Raw genomic sequence first — 20,471 nt, forward strand, 5'->3', positions numbered from 1 at the left:
GCCTCGGACCGTCGCCGTCACGGCGTGGCCACGCGGACCGCGGTGACCTTGTACTCGGGGCAGGACGTGACGGTGTCCGCGTGGTCGGAGGTCAGGCGGTTCACGCCGCTCGCGGGAAAGTGGAAGGAGCAGAAGACCTGGCCGGGAGCTGTCTGTTCACTGACGCGGGCGATCAGCCGGGCCCGGCCGTGCCGGCTCTCCACCGAGACCTCCTCGCCGCCCCGCAGCCCGTACCGGGCGGCGTCGTCGGGGTGGAGATCGAGGAAGTCCACCGGAGCGAGGGCGAGGTTGCCGCCCCGCCGGGTCATGCTGCCGGAGTTGTAGTGCGCCCAGCGCCGCCCGGTGACCAGGACCAGCGGGTAGCCGTCGTCGGGCTGCTCGCCGGGAGGGAGGTAGGGGGCGGCGGCGAGGTGGGCGCGGCCGTCCGGCGTCGCGAACCGCTCCAGGTACAGCTTGGCCTCCCCCGGCCGGTCGGGGGCGCGGCAGGGCCAGGGGACGGCGCCCTCGCGGTCCAGCCGGTCGTGGGAGAGCCCGGCGAAGACGGGCGCGAGTCGCGCGCACTCGGCGAGCGCATCGGCGGGTGTCGCGCAGCCCAGGTCGACTCCCATCATGGTGGCGAGGGCCCGGACGACGTCGAAGTCGGTCCGGCTCTCTCCCGGCGGGGGAACGGCGGGGCGGACCCGCTGGAACCGGCGGTCGAAGTTGACGAAGGTCCCGTCCTTCTCCAGCCAGGAGGCGACCGGCAGGACGACGTCGGCGTGCCGGGCGGTCTCGGACAGGAACAGTTCGCTGCACACGACGAGCGGGCAGGCGTCCAGGGCCTGGGCCACCCGGTTGGCGTCGGGGTCGGTGGCGCGGACGTCCTCGCCGATGACCCACAGGGCCCGCAGGTCTCCCGCCCGTGCGGCGGCGAACATGTCCGGGATCCGCAGACCGGGCCGTGCCGGGACCGGTGCGCCCCAGACGTCCTCCGCCCGCGCGCGGACGGCCGGGTCGGTCACCTTGCCGTATCCGGGCAGCAGGTCCGGCAGGGCACCCATGTCGGAGGCGCCCTGCACGTTGTTCTGGCCGCGCAGCGGGTTGACCCCGAGGCCCCGGCCGGTTCCCACGGCGCCGCGCAAAATCGCCAGGTTGGCCAGCGACCGTACCCCGTCGGTGCCGTGGAGGTGCTCGGTGACGCCCAGGCCGTAGACGATGGCCGGACACCCGGCCCCGCCGTAGAGGCGGGCGGCGGCGACCAGGTCCGTGGCGGGTACGCCGGTGATGTCCGCGACCCGGTCGGGCGGGTAGCCGGCCAGCAGCCCGGTGAGCTCCGGCAGCCCGGTCGCCCGCTCGCTCAGGAACTCCTCGTCGGTCAGTCCCTCGGCGAGCAGGACGTGGGCCAGCCCGTGGAACAGCGCGACGTTGGTGCCCGGGCGGGGCCGCAGGTGGACGTCGGCGTGCAGGGCGAGCCCGACCGCGCGGGGGTCGGCGACGACCAGCTTGGCTCCGTGCAGCACCCGCCGCAGCAGCCGTGCCCCGACCACCGGGTGGGCTTCGACGGGGTTGGCGCCGACCACCAGCAGACAGTCGGCCCGCTCCATGTCGTCGAAGGTGTCGGTGCCGCCGGAGAGCCCGAAGGACGCCGTCAGGCCGGCGGCGGAGGGGGAGTGGCAGAGGCGGGAGCAGTTGTCGACGTTGTTGGTGCCGATGACGACCCGCATGAACTTCTGGACGAGGTAGTTGTCCTCGTTGGTGGCGCGGGCCGAGGAGATCGCCGCCACGGCATCCGGGCCGCCGGCCTCGACGGCCGCACGCAGGCCCCGGGCGACATGGCCGAGCGCCTCGTCCCAGCCGGCCGGCTCCAGCGTGCCGCCGCGCCGGAGCAGGGGCCGGGTGAGCCGCTCGGGGGACGTGCGGAATCCGTGGGCGAAGCGGCCCTTCACACACGCGTGCCCGTGGTTGACCGGACCGTCCCGGGCGGGCAGCACCGCCGCGACGTCACCGTCCTGGGTGACCACCTCCAGGGTGCAGCCCACGCCGCAGTAGCCGCAGGTGGTGCGCGTCCGAGCCACCCCGGGCGGGAACGCGGACGTGATCCCGCGCGCCGGTCCGGGCTGGGTGATCGCGCCCGTGGGGCAGGTGTCCACGCAGCCCCCGCAGGCCACGCAGTCCGACTCGGCCCAGGGCCCGCCGGTCCCCGGGGCCACCACCGTGTCTGCGCCTCTGCCGACCAGAGTCAGGGCGAAGGTCCCCTGCACCTCGGAGCACATCCGCACACACCGGCCGCAGGCGATGCACAGGTCCCGGTCGAGATGGACGTACGGGTGGGAGTCGTCCCCGCCCCGGTCCCCGGAACCCTGCGCCTTCTCGGGACCGATGCCCATCGACCGGCACACATGGGCCAGTTCACCGAGACCGCCCTCGGCGAGCGCCCGGGGCGGCAGAGCGGAGACGATGACCTCCACCGCGTCCCTGCGCAGCTGTACAAGATCATCAGCAGCGGTGTCGATGCGGGTGCCGGGGGACGAGGGGGTGACACACGCCGCGGCGACGCGCCCGTCGGCCCGTACCAGGCAGGTACGGCAGGATCCGGCAGGGCTGAGCCGGTCGTCGGAGCAGAGCGTGGGCAGCTCGACCCCGGCCGCCCGCACCGCCGTGAGCAGCGAAGTCCCCTCGGGCACCTCGACGCCGGTCCCGTCGACCTCCACCGCGATTCCGGTCATGGGCCCCACCCCGCCAGCCGGTCCCCGTAGGCGCGGGCGAGGCTCTGCACGGCCGGCGGGATCCGCCGCCCGAAGGCACACAGGCTGGCCTCGGCCAGGACACGCGACAGCCGTTCCCACTCCTGGCCCGGCCGAGTCCCGGCGTGCGCCATCTCCAGGCCGCGGCGCGAGCCGACCCGGCAGGGCGAACACGCCCCGCAGCTCTCGGCCGCGGCGAACTCCCAGACGTGCCGCATCACGTCCTGCGGCGCCACGCGCTGGTCGAAGGCCACCAGACCGGCATGGCCCAGGGCGGCGCCCCGAGCCGACAGGCCGGCGTCCGACAGAGGTACGTCGAGGGCGTCGGCGGCAAGGAACCCACCGAGTGGCCCACCCACTTGGAGAGCGGCGAGCTCGGCACCGGCCTTCAGGCCGCCGCCCAGTTCCGTGACGATCCGCCGCACGGGCGTGCCGATCTCGACCTCGTAGCAACCCGGCCGGGCGAACCGTTCGGAGAGACACACCAGCTTGGTCCCCGTCTCGGCGGGCGTGCCACGCCGGGCGTACGCCTCGCCGCCCCGCCGGACGATCCACGGCACGGCCGCCAGGGTCTCCACGTTGTTGACCACGGTCGGCGCGTCCCACAGGCCACGCTCGGTCGGGTACGGCGGGCGCGGACTGGCGCATCCCCGACCGCCCTCCAGCCCCGCGATCAGCGCGGTCTCCTCACCGGCGACGTAGGAACCGGCGCCTTCGACGAGCCGGATGTCGAGCGCGGTGCCCGTACCGTGCACGGAGGGGCCGAGATGGCCGTCGGCATACGCGTGCCCCACGGCCTCCCGCATCCGTGCCAGAGCCGCCGGGTACTCGGAGCGCACCAGCACCACGCCCTGTCGGGCCCCGCAGGCGAAACAGGCCAGGGCCAGCCCCTCCAGCACCCGTGCCGGATCGGCCTCCATCAGCAGTCTGTCGGCGTACGAGCCAGGGTCTCCTTCGTCGCCGTTGGCCACGACCACCGTGCCGGCGCCGCGGCCGGCCGCTTCCCACTTCGCCGCCACCCGGAAACCCGCGCCGCCACGCCCTCGTAGCCCGGACGCCGCGACCTCTCCGAGGACCTCGTCCGGGGTGCCCGTCCTCACCGCCGTCGGCCACACCTGCCACGCGGGCTCACCGGCGAGCACGCCACCCAGCAGAACCGGGTCACCGGTGAAGTCGGCCGCCGGGATCCCCGGCGCCGACGGTGGCTGCCGCCCGGTGAGCTGACCGGTGAGCGTCGGACCTGTGCAGGGCGTGTCGCCGTCGAGCGCGGCGGGCCCCACATAGCAGTAGCCCAGACACCGGACGGCCTGCACCGACACGTCGCCTTCCGGCGAAGCCGTGCCGGAGATGACGCCGAGTGCGTCCTCGACGTCGGTGAGATGGCGTCCGGTCCGTGCCGCGAAGCAGGCAGTGGCGACGCACACCCGGACGTGACGGCGGCCGTGCGGGGTGGCGAGGTCGGCGTAGTATCGCGCGGGTCCGAGCGCGGCGGCGGCGGGCAGCCCGGCCTGGGCGGCGACAGCCGGGGCCCAGTCCTCGGGACCGTTCGCCGTTCCCGCCCGGGCCTCGGCCAGGGATTCGATCAACCGGCCTCCGGGCCGCCCGCGCCGGTCGGCCAAAGCCCGGAGCGCGTCGAAACGGTCGGCAGGACCGACGGGAGCCATGTCTTCATCGTGGAGGCAGCGGGACGAGGACGCATCCTGGCACCCGGCTGCTGCGTCTGTCGCGGGCGCACCGCAGTTCACAGGCGGGCGGCGTGGTCGGGGACGTAGGTCTGCAGGTCACGCGGCGGTCGCTGGTAGCCGGTCGACGGCGGCCGGTCCGGCAGTTCCAGCACGGGAGGGGGCGCCTCGTGGTACGGCACGGAGTCCAGCAGATGGGCGATCATGTTGAGCCGGGCGCGGCGTTTGTCGTCGCTCTCGACGACGTACCACGGGGCCTCTGTGATGTCGGTGTGCACCATCATCGCGTCCTTCGCACGCGAGTAAGCCTCCCAGCGGCTGATCGACTCCAGGTCCATCGGTGACAGCTTCCAGCGCCGCAGCGGGTCCTCCAGACGCCGGCGGAAACGCTCCTGCTGCTCGGTGTCGCTCACCGAGAACCAGTACTTGCGCAGCAGGATGCCGTCCTCTGCCAGCATCCGCTCGAAGATCGGGCACTGGCGCAGGAAGAGCTGGTACTCCTCCTTCGAACAGAAGCCCATCACGCGCTCGACACCGGCCCGGTTGTACCAGGACCGGTCGAACAGCACGATCTCCCCGGCGGCCGGGAGGTGTTCGACGTACCGCTGGAAGTACCACTGGGTACGTTCCCGCTCGGTGGGTTTCGGCAGGGCGGCGATCCGCGCGACGCGCGGGTTGAGGTGTTCGGCGACCCGTTTGATGGTGCCGCCCTTGCCGGCCGCGTCCCGCCCCTCGAAGACGACGACCAGCCGTGCTCCCTCGGCGCGTACCCACTCCTGGAGCTTCACCAGCTCCGTCTGCAGGCGCAGCAGTTCAGACTCGTACGCCTTGCGCGGCAGTTTCGCCGCCTGCTTGTCCGCCATGCCGCCTCCGCGCACCTCGGTGCCGTCGGGCCTTTGTTCCAGCACCGTACTGCCCGGCCGGGACCCGCGCACGACGTGTCGCCCGGCAGGGGAGCCCCGCGGCCGGAGCGGCTGCCGTCCGGCCGGGCGAGTCAGCCACCCGCCGCACCCGGGGCGCGAGGCCGGTGGCGTCACAGCCTGCGCAGCCAGTGACCGGTGATCCCCTGCGGGGCGGGCTCGTCGGGCTGCCGCCAGGAGTCGTCGAAGCGGTGGGTGAGATGGTCGACGACCGCTACCACGCCGTCCATCTGGCGGCACATCTCCACCGCCATGGTGCACTCGCTGAGCCGTTCCAGCTGCCCGGAGAGCGTGACCACGCCCTCGTGGACGTCCACATCGACGGTGTAGGGCGTCAGCCACAGGGCCCGGACGAACACCTCGTTCCGGATGGCCGACCGGATCTCCGGGTCGGGGCGCAGGAAGACCTGCAGCAGATCACGGCGGGTGACGATGCCGACGAGCCGCTCCTCGTCGTCGACGACCGGCAGCCGTTCGACTCGATGGCGTGCCATGACGCGGGCCGCCTCGGCGACGGTCGCGTCGCTGTGGACCGTGACGGCCGGACGGGACATGAGCTGCCCGGCCGTACGCGCGCGTGCCTTGGCGCGGCGAGTGCGCGACTCCGGCCTCCACCGCGGCCCGTGGAAACGGCGTCGCGGCCCGGACGGACCGGGCGCTTCGGCCTGCCGGGTCATCAGGTCCGTCTCGGAGATCACTCCGAGGACCTTCTCGTCGTCGTCCACCACCGGCAGGCCGCTGATCCGGTTCTCGGCGAGCAGCCGGGCCACCTCCTTGAACGGCGTGCCGTGCTCGGCGCGGACGACCTCGGATGCCATCACCGTGCCCACCTTGCTGTGTTTCATGGTGTCCCGCCTTCCTTCCGTGCCGCGCGCGTTCATCGCAGACGGCGCAGGTAGGGATCGTGTGCGCGGCGCGGCAGCAGCCGGATCCGGGCGTCGAGGGCGGTGACGCGCTCGGGCAGGGCGAGGAGTGGATTGAAGTCCGCCTCCGCCAGCTGGGGCAGGTCACTCGCCATCCGGGACAGCCGCAGCAGGAACTGCTCCAGCCCCGCGAGATCGACCGGGCCGGTGCCGTCCCGTCCGAGGAGGAGCGGCGCGCAGCGGGGCGCGGTGATCAGGTCGTGCACATCCTGGTCGGTGAGCGGGGCGAGCCGCGCCGCATGGTCGGCCAGGACCTCCGTCGCCGTACCGCCGAGCCCGAACAGGATCAGCGGCCCGAACACCTCGTCCTGGACCACTCCCGCGAACAGTTCGATGCCGCGCGGGGCGAGCGGCTGGACCACGGCCCCCGTCATGAGGTGACCGAAGCGGACGTCGAAGTCACGGAAGGCGGCGCGCACCTGGGCGTCGCCCCGCAGGTCCAGGTGGATCGCGTGCTGGGCGGCCTTGTGCACGAGGCCCGGCCAGTGAGCCTTGAGGACGACATGCCCGTCCGGCCCCTTGAGCCGGTCGGCGGCCCACACGGCCTCGTCCTCGGTCTCCACCCAGGCCCACGGCGACTGGGGGATGCCGTAGCAGTCGAGCAGCTCGGCGCAGGTACGCGGGTCGAGCCAGGCGCCGTCGGGATGCCGCTCCAGGAACCGGTCGACCACGGCCCGGCCGCGCGCGGTGTCGATGCCGTCCGGAGTCGGGACGGTGCCGGGCGGCCGGGCCAGCCAACGGGCGCGCTCGGCAGCATGGGCGAGGGCGCGGGCGGCCGCCTGCGGGTCGGCGTAGGCCGGCACCCGGCCGGTGTCCGAGGGCAGCAGCCGTACCGGCACGTCCTGGTCCAGGAGGACGGCGGCGACGGGGCGGGAGCGGCGTTCCGGGGCGTGGGTGAGGGCTTTGACGAGGATGTCGCCGGTCGCGGCGGCCACGGCGGTGGGTACCAGCGCGACGAGTACCGCGTCGATGCCGTCGTGGGCCGCCAGCCGGTCCACGCAGGCGCGCAACTGGTCCTCGGAGACCGCCGCCGTCGCGTCGACGGGGTTGGCGGTGCTCGCGCCCCGCGGCAGCACGGCCAGCAGGTCCTCGGCCAGGCCCGGTGGCAGCGCGGGCAGGTTCAGCCCAGCCTCGGCGCAGGCGTCGGCGGCCAGCACGCCCGCGCCGCCCGCGTTGGTCACGACCACGACCCGGCCTGCCGTGGGCAGCGGCTGGGAGTGCAACAGGGCGGCGGTCTCCAGCAGTTCGGGGATCGTCCGGGTGGCGGTGATCCCGGCCTGTGCGAAGAGCGCGCGCCGGGTCATCGTCGTCGTGGCGGCGGCCGCGGTGTGCGAGGCGGCGGCACGGCGGCCCGCCTCGGTACGGCCCGCGTCGACGGTCAGGATCGGCATACGACGTGTGACGCGGCGGGCGGTACGGGAGAAGGCGCGGGGATTGCCGAAGGACTCCAGGTGCAGCAGCGCCAGATCGGTGCGCCCGTCGGACTCCCACCACTGGAGCAGGTCGTTGCCACTGACGTCGTACTTGTCGCCGAGCGAGACGAAGCTGGACACGCCGATACCGAGCCGCTCCAGCCCGCCGAGCAGGGCGATGCCCACTCCGCCGGACTGCACCGCGACCCCGGCGCTGCCCGGGGCGGGGTGGGCGGCGGCGAAGGTGGCGTCGAGCCGGACCCGTTCGTCGGTGTTGGCCAGGCCCAGGCAGTTGGGGCCGACGAGGCGCATGTCGTGATCACGGCAGGCGGCGAGCAGCGCCCCGGACTGCGGAGCGTCCAGTCCCGCGGTGACGACCAGCAGGGCACGGACACCGAACCGTCCACACTCCTCGGCGACGTGCGCGACGTCCTCGGCGGGGACGGCGATCACCGCCAGGTCGGGGACGCGCGGCAGGTCACTCACGGCCGGATGGGCGCGGACGCCGAGGATCGATGTCGCGCCCGGGTTGACCGCGTACAGCCGGCCCGTGAACCCACCGGTGGAAAGGTTGTGCAGGACGGCCCGGCCCACCGAGCCGGGCCTGCGGCCGGCCCCGACGACGGCGACGCATCCGGGTCGCAGCAGCGGCACCAGACTGGCCACATCCGCGGCCTGCCCACGCTGCTCGACGCTGGCGCGGTAGTTCTCCGTGTCGTCCAGCGGGATCAGGCATCGCACCTCCGGCCCCTCGAAGCGGCGTTCGGCCCGCAGTCCCAGGTCCGCGAAGACCTTGAGCACCTCGTGGTTCTCGGCGAGAGCGTCCGCGGTGAAGGTCTTCACGCCTCGCGCGCGGGCGGCGGAGACGAGGTGCTCCAGCAGCAGGGTGCCCACTCCGCGATGGTGCCGGTCGTCGCCGACCGCGAGCGAGATCTCGGCGCTGTCACGTGTCGTCCCGGGGCCGAGCTGGTACTCGGCGATGCCGATGATCCGGCCGCCGTGCTCGGCGACGAGCGCATGGTGGCCGGAACCGGCCGGCTGGGCGACCCGGGCGGCGGCCTGCTCGGCGGAACGCCGGCTCACGGAGAAGAAGCGCAGCCGCAGGTTCGCGTCCGACATCTGCGCGTACAACCTGAGGACGGCTTTACGGTCGTCCGGCCCCGCAGGGCGTACGCACACCGTCGTGCCGTCCGTGAGGAGCGCGTGCACGCGTTCACCGGATGCCGGGATGGTGGTCATGGCGTGCCTCTCGTCGCGGGTCTGCACTTTCAGACTCGCCCTCGTGAAGCGTCGGGCCGATGGGCCGGTCGGGCCCCGCGGAGGGCCGAGGGTCCCGCAACGGCCCGTCACGGCGGCGGCTCACCCGGCTCCCCCTCCACGGCGTCCGCCCTCGCCCGCAGGATGCTCCTTCGGGAGACGGCTCACAGGCGGATGATGACCAGGGCCGTGTCGTCGGTGTTGCCGGTGGGCGGGAGAAGGTCGGCCAGAAGGGCATCGGCCAGGGCCTCGGGGCGGGCCCGGCCGTGGCGGACGAGGGAGTCGGCAAGGCGGGTCAGGCCGGTGTCGATGTCCTCGTCACGGCGCTCGATCAGGCCGTCGGAGTAGAGGACCAGGGTGGCGCCCTCGACGAAGGCCGTACTGGCCTGCGGCCGCGGAACGTGTTCGGGGCGCGCGCCGAGAGGCGGATCGGTCGCTTGGTCGAGGAAGGTCACCGTGCCGTCGGGATGGAGCAGGAGGGGTGGCGGGTGACCCGCGCTGCTGTACGTGAGGGTGTGGGTGTCCCAGTCGATGTAGGTCTTCACCACCGTGGTCGACTCCGCACCTTCGACGTGGCGGGCGTACAGCCCGAGGGCCTCCAGGGCACGGGCGGGACCGTCGGCGACACGGGCGGCGGCGCTCAGCGCGCTGCGCAGCTGCCCCATGACCCCGGCCGCTTCCAGGCCGTGGCCGACGACGTCGCCGACGGCGACCGCGATGCGGTCGCCGGGCAGGTCGACCAGGTCGTACCAGTCGCCGCACACGTTGAGGGCGCCGACGGCGGGCCGGTAGCGGACGGCTGCCCGGTGGTGCCCGACCGGCATCGGGGCGGGCAGCATCGCCGCCTGCAGGGCCAGGGCGACCTCGCGTTCGCGCGCATGGGCCCGGCGCAGGCGTTCGTTGACTTCCTGCAGTTCGCGCGAGCGGGTGTACAGCTCGGCCTCCAGCACACGGGCCCGGTTGCTCTTGCCGCCCGTGCCGCCGCGGGCGTGGATGAGCTCGGTGACCTCCTCCACCCGGTGCGCGATCAGCGCCACCCGCCCGTCCGGGCCCGGCACGGGGGCGTTGACCGGGCTCCAGAAGTGCTCCACCCAGTGGCCGGGCCGCTCGGGATCCTCGATGTCGTAGCGCAGCAGAGCCATGGTGTCGCGCTCGCCGGTCGCGGCCACGCGCAGCATCGACGCCCGGGTTTCCCGCATGCCGGTCGCGGCCGGGTCGTTCGGGTTCTCGGGGAAGACGTCGAAGATGTAGCGGCCCAGCAGTTGCTCGCGCGTGCGCCCGGCCAGCCGGAGGAAGTCCTCGTTGGCGTCGGCGTACACCAGATCGGGGGTGAGCAGCGCCACCATGCCGGGCAGGGCGTGGAAGACAGCCGCGTAGTCGATCTGCGGTTCCCTCATCTACTGCCCGCCTCGGCGCCGACCGTCACTGTGCGGATCCACGATAGGGGTGAACGCGCCACTCAGCCGGGCCACGGCTCCCCGCAGGGCCCCGATGTCACCTGGGCGGCCCCGCGATTCCGGAATGTCCGTGGAGCCCGGTCCCCGGCATGCCGTGGCGATACGGGTACGGCTCCCGGGCGACGAGGCCGGCACCGTTCGCATCGGCGGCCCGCGGTGGCCAGGTCCTCGGGGCCGGTGCCGGCCGGGACCGGGGCCGCTGCGGCAGGTACCGCCCCGCTGGGTGTCGGCGCCGCCCTGACGAGCAGGCGGCCGGCGGCGCGTGGACGGGGTAGCGCGACCAGGACCGGCACCTCGATCGGAGGGCTGGAGGGCCCTGTGCCGGCATCCGTCGAGTGGCCGGGGTGGAGCGAACGGGGGGAGGCTGGAGGCAGGCGGCGATCCAGGTGCCCCGGCAGCGGTGCCCGGTTGCCCCTGTGGCCGCGAATGGACGGGTGTGCAGCCGATGGGAGAAGGCCCATGAAGGTCGGAGTGCTGACCGGCGGAGGTGACTGTCCGGGTCTCAACGCCGTGATCCGCAGCGTCGTCCGCAAAGGCGTCCAGGAGTACTCGTTCGACTTCGTCGGCGTGCGGGACGGCTGGCTCGGCCTGCTCAAGAACGACGTCGTCCCCCTGGACGTCTCCAGTGTCCGGGGGATTCTTCCCCGAGGCGGGACCATCCTCGGGTCTTCCCGCACGAACCCCTTCAAGCACGAGGACGGGCTGCGACGGGTACGGGACACCCTCGCCTCGCACGACATCGACGCGCTCGTCGTGATCGGGGGAGAGGACACCCTGGGGGCGGCCACGGAGCTCAGCCGTCAGGGGATCAACCTGGTCGGAGTACCGAAGACCATCGACAACGACGTCTCGGGCACCGACTACACCTTCGGTTTCGACACCGCCGTCGGGATCGCGACGGAAGCCATCGACCGCCTCCACACCACCGCCGAGTCACACATGCGCGCCCTTGTGGTGGAGGTGATGGGGCGTCACTCGGGATGGATCGCCCTGCACGCCGGCGTCGCAGGCGGTGCCAACGTGATCCTCATCCCGGAGCGGCCGTTCGACATCGATCAGGTCTGCGAGCAGGTGCGGCGCCGGTTCGAGATCAACTATGCGCCGATCGTCGTCGTGGCCGAAGGGGCCGCCCCCGAAGAGGGGCAGATGATTCTCAAGGACCGGTCGCTGGACGAGTACGGTCACGTACGGCTCTCCGGCATCGGCGAATGGCTGGCCCAGGAGATCTCGGCACGCACCGAGAAGGACGCCCGGACCACGGTCCTGGGGCACATCCAGCGCGGCGGCACCCCGAGCGCCTTCGACCGGTGGCTGGCCACCCGTTTCGGGCTGCACGCCATCGACGCGGTCAAGGAGGGGGACTTCGGCCGCATGATCGCCCTGCGCGGAACGGAGATCGTCCGCGTGCCCCTCGCCGAAGCCACCGTGGAGAACAAGGTGGTGAACCCGTCGCTGTACGACGAGTTCGAGGCGTTCTACGGCTGAGGCGTCATCCGCTGTGCGGTACGACCGCCACCGGGCAGCGGGTGTGGTGCAGCACGGCGTGCGAAACCGGGCCCAGCCGGCCTTCGGCCGACCGAGGCTCGGTGCGACGGCCCACGACGAGCAGGCCCGCGCTCCGAGAGGCGTTCAGGAGCGCTTCCGCGGGGTGGAGCAGCATGACATCGGCGCCGATCGTCACCTGCGGGTACTTCTCCCGCCACGGACGCAGGGCGTCGGACAGCCGCAGAACCTCCTCGTCCTCCCAGGTCGCGCGGTCCTCCTCGGTCACCACCAGGGTCCGGGACGAGACGGACTCGGCGGGAAAGGCCCACGCCTGCACCACGTGCAGACGCACCGCGCGTGCCCCGGCGGCCGAGAAGGCGAAGTCGGCCACCTCGCCGACCGGCCGGTGCGCGTCGAACCCCAGCACGACCTGGCCGGTGCTGTGCGCCGTGGGCGATTCCTCCGCGAAGGCGCGCGGACGGGGAGGGACGAACACGACGGGGCAAGGGGCCGCTGCCGCCGTCCGCAGGGCCACCGAGCCGACCGCCAGTCCCTCGAAACCGCCCGTCCCGCGGGTGCCGACCACGAGGAGTCCCGCAGCACGTGCGGCGGTGAGGAGAGCTCCGGCCGGGGCGTCATCGGCCTGCTCGCACTCCACCCGGAGGTCCGGGTAGCGGTCGGCGAGGTCCGCGGCCGTCCGCTGGAGCAACCGGGTGCCCATACGGTGCAACCGGTCCAGGGCGGGGCCCGGAACGACGGAGCCGGGAAGCGGTGGAGAGGCGTGCAGCAGCCGCAGCGGAACACCGCGCAGCGCTGCCTCCCGGGCCGCCCAGTCGGCCGCCGCCGCGGCGCACCCGGACCCGTCGATGCCTGCCAGCACAGGGGAACGCATCCTGGCCTCCTTCGTCCGGCCCGCACTTCCCCGCGGGTGCCCCAGGCCCCAGCCCGTCCTGCCTCCACTGTTCCACGGCGGGACCGCTCAGGCGCCCGGGGCGGCCGGGGACGGCGCACCCGCCACGCCTCCCCCGGCCGCGAGGCAGCCGCTGCACGGTCGCGACCGGCCGGCCCGGCCCGGCGACTTCCGGAGGCCGCCGAGCACGCGTCATCCAGAGCGGCGAACAGGCGCCGCCCATCGGGTGCGCTATCTCCGCGAAGAGTCGGGGCGGACCAGGACGTCGTCGTTCGGGCGGCCCGCGAGGTAGCTCTCGATGTTGCGCATGGTCGTCCCGGCGATCTGACCCACGGCGTCGCGGGTGAAGTACGCCTGGTGCGAGGTGACCAGCACGTTGGGGAACGTCATCAGCCGGGCGAGGCGTTCGTCGGTCATCACCTCCAGGGACTTGTCGAGGAAGAACACCCCGGCCTCCTCCTCGTACACGTCCAGCCCCACACCGGCGAGCCGGCCGGAGCGCAGTGTCGTCAGCAGGGCGTCGGTGTCGACCAGTCCGCCGCGGCTCGAGTTGACCAGGACGGCGTCCGGCTTCATCAGGTCCAGCATCCGGGCGTCCACCAGGTGGTGGGTGTCCGGCACCAGCGGTACGTGCAGGCTGACCAGGTCGGACTCGGCGAACAGCCGCTCGCGCGGGACGTACTCCATCCCGAGCGCAAGGCACTCGGGGTTCTCGGCGATGTCCCAGCCGAGCAGGCGCATGCCGAAGCCGTGCGCGATGCGGGTGAACGCCGTGCCGATCTTGCCGGTGCCCACCACGCCCACGGTGCGGCCGTGCAGGTCGCGGCCCAGCAGCCCGTCGAGGCGGAAGTCGAACTCGCGCGTGCGATGAGCGGCCCGGACGATGCGCCGGTCCACTGCCAGGGCGAGGGCCCAGGCGAACTCCGCGACCGAGTACGGCGAGTAGTACGACACCCGGGCCACCGTCAGCCCGAGCTCCCGGGCCGCGTCCAGGTCGATGTTGTTGTAGCCCGTGGCCCGCTGAGCGATCAGCTCGGCACCGCCCCGGGAGAGAGCCCGCAGCACCTCGGCGTCGAGAGTGTCGTTCACGCTGCTGAGCACGATCTCGTGACCGGCCGCGGTGGGGGCGGTGTCCCGGTTGAGGAACAGGTGCAGGCAACGCAGCTCGTGGCGGTCGCCGAACGCCTGCTCGAAGGCCGCCTCGAGCAGAGGCCGCTCGTCGGTGAGGACTCCGTACGCGATGATCTTCACGTCATTCCGCTCCCGCTTCATGAGGGGGCTGTCCCCGCAGCGACCCTAGGTGGCTTCCGGTGCCGGCGCTCGGGCCGTCCGGCCCGGGCGCGGGGGCCGCTCGGCTCTGTCGGTCAAGGACCGCGATCCGTCCGGCAGGGCGTCAACCCACTATGGTGAGCCTGAGGAGGCGCCCTTCCGGTGCGTCCGCGGGAACCGGTCGGAGGCGACGATGAGCGGGGAACGGTCCGGGCGTTCGGAGCAGCCGCTGCCCAAACTGCGGCTGGACGAACTGCTGGACGAACTCCAGGCGCGGATCGACGCGGCCCGGGGTACCCAGGACCGGGTGCACAGCCTGCTCGAAGCGGTGCTGTCGGTCGGGCAGGAGCTGGATCTGCCGCAGGTGCTCCGGCACATCGTCGAGGCGGCCGTGGTGCTCGTGGACGCCGAGTACGGGGCGCTGGGCGTCATCGGCGGCGACCGCATGCTCTCCGAGTTCCACACCGTCGGCATCAGCGACGAGCAGCGGGCCCGTATCGGCGACCTGCCCAGCGGGCACGGCATCCTGGGCGAGCTGATCCGGCACCCGGAGCCGCTGCGGCTGGCGGAGATCTCCGAGCACCCGTCGTCGTACGGCTTCCCTCCCCATCACCCGCCGATGCACTCGTTCCTGGGGGTGCCCATCCGGGTGCGCGACCAGGTGTTCGGCAACATCTACCTCACCGAGAAGCGCGGTGCGGAGGAGTTCGACGCCGAGGACGAATCGGTGCTCTCCACGCTCGCGGTGGCGGCGGGCGTGGCGATCGAGAACGCCCGGCTGTACGAGGAGACGCGGCTGCGCGAGCGCTGGCTGGAAGCGAGCTCCGAGGTCACTCGCGCGCTGCTGTCGGGTGCGCCGGGCACGGACGTGCTGGAACTGATCGTGGAGCAGGCCCGGCAGATCACCGACGCCGATGTCGGGATGATCGCCGAGCGGGTACCGGAGGAGAACGCGCTGGCGCCGTTGCTCGCCGTCGGGCTCGGTGCGGACCGGCGCAGCGGCCTGGTGATGTCCGGGCAGGACGGGTTCGTGGCCGCCGTCCTGACCACGGACGAACCGGTGGTGAGCACGGACATCCAGGAGGACGCGCGGACCAGCCGGGACGCCGCGCAGTGGGCCGGCGCCGGGCCTGTGGTCGGCGTGCCGCTGGAGGCGGGCGGCAAGGCGGGCGGGGTGCTGCTGCTCGGGCGGGCGGCGGGCCGTACGCCGTTCACGGACGCCGACACGCGCCCCCTGCTGGGGTTCGCCGGGCAGGCGGCTCTGGCGCTGGAGCTGGCCGAGCGGCGCCGGGACGCCGAGCAGATCGTGCTGCTCCGGGACCGTGACCGGATCGCCCGTGACCTGCACGACCTGGCCATCCAGAGACTGTTCGCGGCCGGGATGACCCTGCAGAGCACCCAGCGCTTCATCGACCATCCGGAGGCCGCGGAGAGACTGTCGCGGACCGTCGACGACCTGGACGAGACCATCAAGATCATCCGGTCCACGATCTTCGGACTGCGGGCGCAGGGCGGCACCCGGGAGGGCAGGGGCCTGCGCGCCCGGGTGTCGGACGCGGTCACGGCGGCGACGCCGGCCCTGGGTTTCGCCCCCGCGGTACGGATCGAGGGGCTGGTCGACACGGACGTGCCGGGCGAGGTCGCCGATCATGCGCTCGCGGTGCTGAGCGAGGCCCTGAGCAACGTGGCCCGGCACGCCGGGGCGCGCTCCGTGGACGTCTACCTGCGGTACGCCCAGGGCGAGTTGACGCTCAGGGTGATCGATGACGGACGCGGCATTCCGGCGGACGCCGTGCGCAGCGGGCTCACGAACATGGAGGAGCGGGCCACCGTGCTCGGCGGAGACTTCCGGCTCGGCGAACGCGCGGAAGGCGGCGGCACCCGGGTGGAGTGGCGGGTACCGGTGCGGCCGGCGAAAGACTGACCACCGCCCCCCCGGGCCGGGTTCAGTGCCCAGGGCGCTCGCCCGGCCCGGGCTGCTCCAGGTGTGACGCGAGGACCGCGGCCTGGACGCGGCGCTGGACGCCGAGCTTGGCCAGCAGCCGGGAGATGTGGTTCTTGACGGTCTTCTCGGACAGATACAGCTTCTTGCCGATCTCGCGGTTGGTCAGGCCGTCCCCGATCAGAACGAGAATCTCCCGTTCACGCGGCGACAAGCTCGCCAGCTCGGGGGCGACGGCCGGTTGCCCGGACGGGTCGGCGCGCAGCGAGCGCATCAGCCGGGCGGTGGTCTCCGGGTCGAGCATGGACCTCCCGGAGGCGACGGTGCGCACCGCCGAGATCAGGTCGGAACCCTTGATCTGCTTGAGGACGTAGCCCGCGGCCCCGGCCATGATCGCGTCGAGCAGGGCCTCCTCGTCGTCGAACGATGTCAGCATCAGACACGTCAGCCCGGGCATGCGGCTGCGCAGTTCGCGGCAGACGGTGATGCCGTCACCGTCGGGCAGGCGCACGTCGAGCACCGCCACGTCGGGGCGGAGCGCAGGGCCCCGGGCCAGCGCGTGCTCGACGTTCTCGGCGTCCCCGACCACCGAGATGTCGGGTTCGGCGTCCAGCAGTTCGGCCAGACCACGGCGCACGACCTCGTGGTCGTCGAGCAGGAAGACCCGGATCGGGTGCTCCTCGGTGAAGCTGCGCGGCTCGGTCATCAGGACCCCTCGTTCCCCGGAACGGCGGAAGCACGGACTGCGGACCCGCCCGTGCTCCCGATCATCACCGGCGGGGTCCGGATGCACCAGGGCCGGTCGGCCCCTGTCACGCCGATGGCGCGCCCCCTCCCGCGCTTCGTACGAACCGGCACACCAGGGGCGGGCCGCCCCGGCGTCCGCGGTGGGGCCGGTCGGGCCCGGCACGGGACCTGTGGCCTCTCCACCACGACGGCCCGGCGAGGCGATGCTCGAACCGTAGACATGCTTCGGAGGTGGCGCGTATGTCCCGCACGATCACCGTCGGCCTCGACGGTTCGCCCGAGAGCCGGGCCGCCGCAGAATGGGCGGCGCGTGAGGCGAAGCTGCGCGGTCTTGCGCTGAGACTCCTCCATGTGTGGGAGCCGGTGCCGGAACCCATCGCGCGGGCCCCGCTGCCCGGCGCCGAGACCCACCAGAACCGGAGCGAGAGGATCCCCCGCGAGACCGCCGAGGGCCTGCGGCTGCGGCACCCCGGCGTGGAGGTGACGGCCGAGCACCTGGCCGGCCGGCCGAGCGAGGTGCTGGGCGAAGCGGCGGGCACCACCGAGCTGCTCGTCCTGGGCTCGCGGGGCCTGAGCGGGATCGGCGGGTTCCTGGTGGGTTCGGTCGGTCTCGCCGTGGTGGCGCACGCCCGGTGTCCGGTGGTCCTGGTCCGCGCCGGTGAGCAGGCCGCGGACGAGCACGAGACGGACCCGGCCGGCATCCCGTCCGCCGCCACCGCCTACCGGCCCGTCGTGCTCGGTCTCGACACCGGCCACCTCGACGCGTCCGTGATCGAGTTCGCCTTCGAGGAGGCCGCCCGGCGCGACACCGGCCTGCGGGTCGTGCACGCGTGGAATCTGCCCCCGTACTACCTCCACGGAGCCGACCTCGAACGGTACGACGACGTCATCCACCAGCAGGCCGACGAGCTCACCGGGGCCGTGCGGCCGTGGCGCGAGAAGTACCCGTCCGTCGAGGTCGTCGAGGTGTCCCGCTGGGGCAGCCCCTCGGAGCAGCTGATCACCGCCTCCCGGGCGGCCTCCCTGGTCGTCGTGGGGCGCTGGATCCGCCGCAGCCCGTTCGGGGCGCACATCGGCCCGGTGGCACACGCCGTGCTGCACCATGCGGCCGCGCCCGTCGCCGTCGTGGCGCACGACTGACGCGGCACGGGAACCGCCGGCGCCGGAGAGGACGAGGACGATGGGCCCTGCTCGTGCTCGGCGCCAGGCACCCCCCAGGGACGCTTCGGCCTCCACATCGGCCCGCGTCACGCATGCTGTGCCGCCCCACGCGGCCTGCCCCCGTCGCGGTCGTCCCCGAGCGGACGTGACTGCGGCGGTGGGGCCGGTCGGCCCTCGGCCGACCCCCGGACAGCCCATGCGCCGGAACCCCCGCCCGCCGGATGCTCGAAGCGTCGAAAGGCCGGGGGAGACCACCATGACGCGCGATGTGCTCGACAGGCCCCCGGTCCACGCCCTGGTCGCGGACGGCACCACCGGGTGCGTACGCGCCGTGCGGCGTGGCCGACGACCGGCTGCGCACCCTGTGAGAGGAGGCGGACCGATATGCCGACGAACGTGCTCGTCGCCTACGGAACGACGAACGGATCGACCGCGGAGATCGCCGAGACCATCGCCGAGGTCCTGACCAAGGAGGGGATGACGGCCGAGGCCCTCCCGGCCGGAGCCGTGCCGGACGCGGCGGCGTACGACGCCGTCGTGGTCGGTGGCGGCCTGTACGCCGGTCACTGGCACAAGGAGGCCCGCCGCTTCGTCCGGCGCCACGCCAAGGCCCTGGCCGAGCGCCCGCTGTGGTTGTTCAGCAGCGGCCCGCTCGATCCCTCGGCCTCGGAGCGGGACATCCCGCCCGTGCCCGGGGTGAAGCGGGCCATGGCCCGGCTCGACGCCCGGGAGCACGTCACCTTCGGAGGCTGCCTCCGCGAGGGCGCGAAGGGCTGGGTCGCCCGGATGATCCTCCGCAACGGAAAGGGCGGGGACTTCCGCGACTTCGAGCGGATCGAGGCATGGGCGGCGAAGATCGGCCACGAGCTGACTCTCGTGTGACGAGGTCAGAGCGCCGCCTCGGCGACGGTGTCCCCGGTGGGCGTGCCGGCCACGCCCACCGGCAGGCCGGGAAGCACCTCGAAGACCCCCGCCAGGCCCGTGTGCCGAAGGACGCGCCGGACAGAGGCGCTGTCGGTGACCAGACGCAGCCGGCCGTGCCGTGCCCGAACGCGGTTCCGCACCCGGCACAGGACCCCCAGCCCCGTGCAGTCGATGAACGACACCCGACGCAGGTCCAGCACCAGGTCGGGACAGGGCCCGGAGGTCAGCGTGTCGAGGCGGGCCCTCAGGGCCGGTGCCGTGCGCAGGTCGAGCTCGCCGCGCAGGGTCACGACGCGTGTCGTGTGCTCCGTGGGCGGCGCCGTGGACCTGCCGGGGTTGTCGGACATGGTCCGAGCAAAGCCCGGCAGCCGGGGCGTGCGGTAGGGCCGGTCGGCCTCTGTCGACCGGGCCGGAAGGATCTGCGGTACGAACCCCGGCGGACCGTCCCGCAAGGCACCGGCCGGCCGGTGGACGGGGCCGACCGGCCCAAGCGCGTCGCACCGATCCGCGCCAAGCTGGAACTGCGGCAGACCGGGCACATCGCCCGTGCCAGGAAGGTGGGTAACGCCATGAAGGCCTACGTCTTCCACGGCCCTGGACAGTCCGCCTGGGAGGACGTCCCGGACCCCGGTGTCAAGGAGGCCACCGACGCCATCGTGCGCGTCGACGCCGTCACCATCTGCGGAACGGACCTGCACATCCTCAAAGGCGACGTCCCCGAGGTACGCCCGGGCACGGTGCTGGGGCACGAGGCGGTCGGCGAGATCGTCGACGTCGGGGCCGACGTGCGCACGGTGCGGCCGGGCGACCGGGTGCTGGTCTCCTGCATCACCGCCTGCGGGCGCTGCCGCTACTGCCGCGAGGGCGTGTACGGCCAGTGCCGGGGCGGCGGAGGCTGGATCCTGGGCCACCTCATCGACGGCACCCAGGCCGAGTACGTCCGCGTGCCGTACGCGGACCTCTCGGTTCACCCCCTGCCCAGCGCCCTGGACAGCAAGGACGCCGTGCTGCTGGCCGACATCTTCCCGACCTCCTACGAGGTCGGCGTGCTCAACGGGCACGTACGCCCGGGAGACACCGTCGCCGTCGTCGGCGCCGGCCCCATCGGGCTGGCGGCCGTCGCGACCGCGCGGTTGTTCGCCCCGGAGCGGATCGTCGCGGTGGACCTCGCCGCCGCGCGGCTGGAAGCGGCAAGGCGCCTCGGCGCGGACGCGGTGGCGGACGCCCGGGAGGCCCCCGAACAGCTGATCACGGACCTCACCGACGGGCTGGGCGCGGATGTGGTCATCGAGGCGGTCGGCGTTCCGGAAACCTTCGAACTCTGCACGCGCATGGTGCGGCCCGGCGGGCACGTCGCCAACGTCGGCGTGCACGGCAAACCCGCGACGCTCCATCTGGAAGACCTGTGGATCAAGAACGTCACCATCACCACAGGGCTGGTGGACACCTACTCCACCCCCACTCTGCTCCGGATGGCGGCCGCAGGCCGCCTGCCCACCGGGCAGCTGGTCACGCACACCTTCCCGCTGTCCGACATGGAGGAGGCGTACGACGTCTTCGCCGGGGCCGCCGACACCGGTGCTCTCAAGGTCGTACTGGGCGAGGAGCCGCACGAGGAAGTCGTCCCGTACCGGGCGGCCTGACGAAGGAGAGGGGTGA

Annotated in this window: 15 protein-coding genes; 5 read left to right on the forward strand and 10 right to left on the reverse strand. The window is 73.2% G+C overall.

Annotated elements, in window-relative coordinates; all coding sequences use genetic code 11:
• Positions 1 to 17 precede the first annotated feature (17 nt).
• The 6 genes from fdhF to ACFU3E_RS04950 all read right to left on the reverse strand — a co-directional run bounded on the left by fdhF (position 18) and on the right by ACFU3E_RS04950 (position 10,314).
• Complete coding sequence (gene fdhF, locus ACFU3E_RS04925; protein WP_384152127.1) at positions 18 to 2,705, reverse strand: formate dehydrogenase subunit alpha; 2,688 nt, start codon at positions 2,703 to 2,705, stop codon at positions 18 to 20.
• Entirely contained in the window at positions 2,702 to 4,387 is a 1,686-nt protein-coding gene (locus tag ACFU3E_RS04930) for an NAD(P)H-dependent oxidoreductase subunit E (RefSeq protein ID WP_384152130.1), read from the reverse strand. Before ACFU3E_RS04930 ends, fdhF begins: the two co-directional genes overlap by 4 nt.
• A 77-nt stretch (positions 4,388 to 4,464) precedes the next feature.
• Complete coding sequence (gene ppk2 / locus ACFU3E_RS04935; protein ID WP_384152133.1) at positions 4,465 to 5,268, reverse strand: polyphosphate kinase 2; 804 nt, start codon at positions 5,266 to 5,268, stop codon at positions 4,465 to 4,467.
• 170 nt (positions 5,269 to 5,438) lie between these two features.
• Positions 5,439 to 6,170, reverse strand: a complete 732-nt coding sequence (locus ACFU3E_RS04940; RefSeq protein ID WP_384152136.1) for a CBS domain-containing protein — start codon at positions 6,168 to 6,170, stop codon at positions 5,439 to 5,441.
• A 32-nt stretch (positions 6,171 to 6,202) separates the two neighbouring features.
• Positions 6,203 to 8,899 carry a GNAT family N-acetyltransferase gene (locus ACFU3E_RS04945; protein WP_384152139.1) on the reverse strand — a complete coding sequence of 899 codons (2,697 nt, stop codon included), beginning with the start codon at positions 8,897 to 8,899 and terminating at the stop codon, positions 6,203 to 6,205.
• Between the two features lie 182 nt (positions 8,900 to 9,081).
• A complete protein-coding gene (locus tag ACFU3E_RS04950; protein WP_384152142.1) occupies positions 9,082 to 10,314 on the reverse strand; it encodes a PP2C family protein-serine/threonine phosphatase in 1,233 nt (410 codons plus the stop codon).
• A gap of 519 nt (positions 10,315 to 10,833) precedes the next feature.
• Here ACFU3E_RS04950 and ACFU3E_RS04955 point away from each other — a divergent pair.
• Entirely contained in the window at positions 10,834 to 11,859 is a 1,026-nt protein-coding gene (locus ACFU3E_RS04955) for a 6-phosphofructokinase (protein WP_384152145.1), read from the forward strand.
• A 4-nt stretch (positions 11,860 to 11,863) separates the two neighbouring features.
• Here the strand turns inward: ACFU3E_RS04955 and ACFU3E_RS04960 are convergent, their stop codons facing one another.
• Together ACFU3E_RS04960 and ACFU3E_RS04965 are read right to left on the reverse strand one after the other, a co-directional pair.
• Positions 11,864 to 12,751: a universal stress protein gene (locus ACFU3E_RS04960; RefSeq protein WP_384152148.1), complete on the reverse strand. Its 888-nt coding sequence runs from the start codon at positions 12,749 to 12,751 to the stop codon at positions 11,864 to 11,866.
• Between the two features lie 249 nt (positions 12,752 to 13,000).
• Positions 13,001 to 14,020 (reverse strand): 2-hydroxyacid dehydrogenase, encoded by a 1,020-nt coding sequence (locus ACFU3E_RS04965; protein WP_384152151.1) that lies wholly within the window; start codon positions 14,018 to 14,020, stop codon positions 13,001 to 13,003.
• Between the two features lie 211 nt (positions 14,021 to 14,231).
• Between ACFU3E_RS04965 and ACFU3E_RS04970 the strand changes: the two genes are divergently transcribed.
• A complete protein-coding gene (locus ACFU3E_RS04970) occupies positions 14,232 to 15,962 on the forward strand; it encodes a GAF domain-containing protein (protein ID WP_384152154.1) in 1,731 nt (576 codons plus the stop codon).
• 22 nt (positions 15,963 to 15,984) lie between these two features.
• Here ACFU3E_RS04970 and ACFU3E_RS04975 read toward each other — a convergent pair whose 3' ends face one another.
• Positions 15,985 to 16,686, reverse strand: a complete 702-nt coding sequence (locus ACFU3E_RS04975; RefSeq protein ID WP_384152157.1) for a response regulator — start codon at positions 16,684 to 16,686, stop codon at positions 15,985 to 15,987.
• 281 nt (positions 16,687 to 16,967) lie between these two features.
• Here ACFU3E_RS04975 and ACFU3E_RS04980 point away from each other — a divergent pair, with 281 nt between their 5' ends.
• Both ACFU3E_RS04980 and ACFU3E_RS04985 read left to right on the forward strand, forming a co-directional pair.
• Positions 16,968 to 17,867 (forward strand): universal stress protein, encoded by a 900-nt coding sequence (locus ACFU3E_RS04980; RefSeq protein WP_384152160.1) that lies wholly within the window; start codon positions 16,968 to 16,970, stop codon positions 17,865 to 17,867.
• 405 nt (positions 17,868 to 18,272) lie between these two features.
• A complete protein-coding gene (locus ACFU3E_RS04985) occupies positions 18,273 to 18,770 on the forward strand; it encodes a flavodoxin domain-containing protein (RefSeq protein WP_384152163.1) in 498 nt (165 codons plus the stop codon).
• 5 nt (positions 18,771 to 18,775) lie between these two features.
• Here ACFU3E_RS04985 and ACFU3E_RS04990 read toward each other — a convergent pair whose 3' ends face one another.
• On the reverse strand, positions 18,776 to 19,159 hold the full coding sequence (locus ACFU3E_RS04990) for an STAS domain-containing protein (RefSeq protein WP_384152166.1): 384 nt from the start codon (positions 19,157 to 19,159) through the stop codon (positions 18,776 to 18,778).
• Between the two features lie 222 nt (positions 19,160 to 19,381).
• Between ACFU3E_RS04990 and ACFU3E_RS04995 the strand changes: the two genes are divergently transcribed.
• Positions 19,382 to 20,455, forward strand: a complete 1,074-nt coding sequence (locus ACFU3E_RS04995; RefSeq protein ID WP_384152263.1) for a zinc-dependent alcohol dehydrogenase family protein — start codon at positions 19,382 to 19,384, stop codon at positions 20,453 to 20,455.
• Positions 20,456 to 20,471 lie beyond the last annotated feature (16 nt).

Source organism: Streptomyces sp. NPDC057424 (genome assembly GCF_042803315.1).
In the GTDB taxonomy this organism is placed as follows: Bacteria; Actinomycetota; Actinomycetes; order Streptomycetales; family Streptomycetaceae; genus Streptomyces.